The 4,368-nt window shown below is 37.1% G+C and carries 2 protein-coding genes and 1 pseudogene; all 3 read left to right on the forward strand.

Features of this window, described 5'->3' with window-relative positions; translation table 11 throughout:
• Positions 1 to 88: 88 nt before the first annotated feature.
• Complete coding sequence (locus ACFILZ_RS09280; protein WP_375610984.1) at positions 89 to 655, forward strand: SMI1/KNR4 family protein; 567 nt, start codon at positions 89 to 91, stop codon at positions 653 to 655.
• A gap of 52 nt (positions 656 to 707) precedes the next feature.
• The gene (locus ACFILZ_RS09285; protein ID WP_375610983.1) at positions 708 to 1,298 is read left to right on the forward strand and encodes an SMI1/KNR4 family protein; all 591 of its coding nucleotides are present in this window, start codon (positions 708 to 710) and stop codon (positions 1,296 to 1,298) included.
• A gap of 97 nt (positions 1,299 to 1,395) precedes the next feature.
• Positions 1,396 to 4,025 (forward strand): annotated as a pseudogene (locus tag ACFILZ_RS09290) (DUF6990 domain-containing protein).
• The last annotated feature ends 343 nt before the right edge of the window (positions 4,026 to 4,368 follow it).

A 4,368-nucleotide genomic window follows, 5' to 3' on the forward strand; every position in this document is an offset into this window, starting at 1 on the left:
AGATTCCATCTGGAGCGTCACATTATTATGCAAGTAATTTTTATGAATTTCTCTGTAAAAGAATTAAAGAGCACGCAGGGGAAGATTTGTGAAAACCTATACCTTAGCTGATGTTGCAGTATTAGTTGATAAATATAATGATATTATCCATTTTCGTACTGAAGATGATGCAGTTGATGATCTTGTAATTGAAAGGGCTGAGAAAGCTCTTGGTTTACAATTCACATCCTCTTACAAGAGTTTTTTTAAACATTATAAAGGCGGGGACATTAGTGGTGAAGAAATCTATAGTCTTTATGAGCATCCTATAGGTGTTTCTGTTAATGACGTTGTTTTCCAAAACTTAAATGCTAGAAAACGTGGTTTTACGACACCAGAACAACTTGTCGTTTGTGATGCTGATTTTGGTGAAACCTTTTATTTTGATTATACACAGTTTAGGGATGGTGAATGCCCACTCTATCTCAAGTATACATCTGAAGATTGCGAATATTACGCAAGTAATTTTTATGAATTCCTTTGCAAAAGAATTATAGTACATGCGGGAGTTGAGATACCTGAAGGTGATCAACCGATTGAAAAGATTGAGCACACTCCTGCTCCGCAACCTATCCCTTTTTACAAGAGTTTTTGGAAAAAACTATGGAAGAGGTGAAATTGATAGAGGAAATATGGAGCGTTTATCACGCAAGTTTTGAGAATCATCTATGAAAACCTATACCTTAGATGATGTTGCAGTCTTAATTGATAAAGTAAATAAATATGATGAAGAGATTATCAATTTGGGTACTGAAGATGATGGAGAGAATGAAACAGATGATTTACAGATTGAAAAGGCGGAGAAAGCTTTGGGTTTGCAATTCACATCCTCTTACAAAGTTTTCTTAAAAAAATATGGAGGAGGAGAAATTGGTGGTGATGAAATATTTAGCATTTATGGAGATTGTGGGGAAGGTATTCCTGCTGGTGATATTGTTTACCGAAACTTACTCAATAGAGAACGTGGTTTTGTGACACCAGAACAGCTTTTCATTAGCAGAACAGATTTTGGTGAAACCTTTTATTTTGATTATACGCAGTTTAGGGATGGTGAATGCCCGCTTTATGTCATGCTTCCATCTGAAGATTGCGAATATTACGCTAGCAATTTTTATGAATTCCTTTGCAAAAGAATTAAAGAAAGTGTGGGAGCTGAGATACCTGATGGTGACCAACCGATTGAAAAGACTGAGCACACTCCTACTCCGCAACCTATCCCTTTTTACAAGAGCTTTTGGAAAAAACTATGGAAGAGGTGAAATTGATAGAGGAAATATATAGTCTTTCTAGAGAGCCTAAGTATTATACAAGTAATTTTTATGTAAAAGAATTACAGATCATGCTGGGGGAATGATGATGCAAACTAAAGATGTCACAGAGATTTTAAAAAGACTGGGCTGGGAGCCTTATCGTGATAACGTGGGGGATACTTTTGCGCATTATCATCTTCCCGATCGCATTGTCGGTATTGGCTATGGTGTAAAAAATTATGGAGAGAGTGGCAAAGAGTTTTTGCTTTCGGCTGATCTCACCACCGCTGCTTATTGTCTTGCTCGGGAATATTCTAGAGGTGAAAAATCACAGCGTAAATATGGAGATGTGCTGTTTTACGCGAAGGAGGATTTTAATGTTAAAGCTCCGGATCTTTCCGAAAGCCATATCACAACCGCTTTAAACAAAGTGATTGCATGGGCGCAAGCACAGGATATTGAAAAAGAGTTGTGCGAGGAAGCTACTAATCATTCTGCCGTTGCACAAGCATTACTTGGTGATATGGAGGCTTTAAGGAGTGATAGATCTACCCCAAAACTATCTGTGCCAGAATTTGCAGATTATAAAACAATGACATCGGATGATCGCCTGCTTTTTTTTGCACAGGCCTATAAAAATGGGGAATTAGACGATATTCTAACGCGCAAGAAGCCAAAACAGCGCTCGATAAGTCTCACAGCAGCAATGCGCGTTCTTAAAACACAAGGGTGGTTTTCAACGGAACCTGGAAAAATATGGTTGATTTTGCCCGACCGCTTTATTCAATTTGATTTTGGTTTTATACGTCTTCATGATAATTACAATGTCCGTATTGAAGCTGAAATATCTAATGAAATGATTTCTGTCGCTTGCAATTGTATTCACTATAGTAAGGAATATTGGTGTGTTTCTCCTAAAAATATTTATAATTCTTTTAATACGATTGGGGGGGGGTTTTTAGTAGTTTTGGTAAAGGCATTGATATTTGTGTAGAGACATTAGATGAGCAAGAGCTTATCAAAATCTCTGAGCGGATAATACAGTGGGCACGTGCCCAAGATTTACAAGCATCAATAGAAAGCAAAACACGTGTTCAAAAGTATAGCTACAATATACGTATAGTCTGGCATTTGGCTTGTTTAGCATTGACAGGTCAAATTGATGTTCTGAAATCTTATCAAAATTTTTTAGAAGCCGGTAAGATTTCTGAGATTTTGGATGACCGTGAAGTAGAGAGATATATTAACCATGCCGTTCAATTTGCTGAAGAATATCTGAAAATCCTTAATGAGCGAAAAGCTATAGATGATCGTCTTAGTTTACAAGATTTGTCTTTTCTTAATACAGTTTCTGAAGACTTAAAAAGGATGGACTGGACAGTCTATCGTGATAAAAATTACAATTGCAATGCTTATTTTATAACGAAAGATCGTATCATTAATATAGTGTACGACCTTGATAAAAAAGGAGAGACACCATTTGTTACCTTCAAGGTTTCTCTTTCAACACTTGGTTTTTCTACAGCTTATCGATCTATTTTCATCAATACTCCCCAATATACCGTTCTTAAAGAATCAGAAGAAGTTTATGCAGTTTCTAGTACTGAATTGGATGAAGGCAAGCTGAAACAGATCAGTGCGGATATTTTGTGCTGGGCTGATCGACAAAATGTGAATCAAATCATCTATGATTATGCGGCTTTGTCCCCAGACAGTGAATATGATTTTGCGAAGTTGCACCTTATTGCACTTATTCTTATTGGGGATGTTGAAAAACTCAAATTTTATAAGGAAAGTTTGAAGGATAAAAACTTTTCAGCTTTGATAAGGGAAAACATAGCACATATTATTGATAACGTCCTTGCTCTTGCACGCCGTTATCGGACTGGTTTTCCTAAAAACGCTCCGATTTTAAGCTTGGATCCGCAAACAGCATCTGTTGCTTCTAAAACAACTTCTGTTGAAGTGGCAGAGGAAGTGGATGAAGCGGATGACACTGATGATCGTCTCACCATGGAAAGTGCTCATGCACTTTTAAAAAGTCTAGGCTGGTCAACCGAGAAAATCAATGAGAATGACCATATGGCAAGCTATCAATTGGCTGATCGTGAAGTAGACATTCTTTATAACGACGAAATTGCCAAAGATTACCCACAATTTGATAGCGCCTTTATGATTAGCACGGGCATTCTTTCCACCGCTTGTAAATTCATTGATCCTACCTACACGGAAGATATTCCAGATTTACAGCTTAATTTTGAAGCAAAGGGTTTAGAAATCTTTGAACCAGAAGTTACTGCGGATCGCTTAAAGCAAGCACTTGATGACGCGCTAAAATGGGCGGTAACAGACATTGACCTTTCTAAAAGACTTCGCTCTGATTATGGCACTGCTCCTTGGGAAAAAGGCGCCACGTCTAAAGCAAACGATACGGATTATGCTTTACTTCATCTTGGCGCTCTTGCTTTATTGGGTGATGTTGAGACCTTACAATCTTATCAGAAAAGCTTTACGGCAGGTGATCACCTAGGCTTTGACGAGAGCATCAACAAAACCCACCTTGAACGTGCATTAGCTTTAGCCAAAGAAGTAGCAAAGGTGAAGCAAGTGAGTTACGCTTTGATTAAACAGGTGGCAGAAAAGCTTGATGATCCACAAGAGGTTACCAGCAAGGAGCAACCCCGCTCGTGGAAAGAGAAAATAGTCAATTTTATCGGAAAAAAAGACAAGAAATAGCACCTAAAAAATATCGAAAATATTTCAGAAATTTAGAAAATAAGGTGCGGTCCAAAGCCTTGATCACTAGTTGAAAAACTCAACAGTGGTATGGCTCTGATCATGGTTTTGGTGCAAGATTTTAAGGAAATAACCTATTATTTCATAGATTATCAAAATTCCTTTTTATGGGCTTTTGTCTATTTTATCGGTTATGTCAGTTTATTTAACAGACGAATCTTATGATTTTAGTGAATAATTAAAATGTGCTTTATGAAAAGCATATAATCTTTTAAAGCCTTTCAAAAGAAAGGGATTATAATCATAATAAATGCTATCAAGACCATTATGGTTATGAGTTTTG

This window comes from Bartonella sp. AP40SXNS, from assembly GCF_042195825.1.
Taxonomy (GTDB): Bacteria; Pseudomonadota; Alphaproteobacteria; order Rhizobiales; family Rhizobiaceae; genus Bartonella.

What these genes read in the sequence shown, in the direction of transcription:
- ACFILZ_RS09285 (WP_375610983.1), top strand. Translation starts at nt 708, where the DNA reads ATGAAAACCTATACCTTAGATGATGTTGCAGTCTTAATTGATAAAGTA.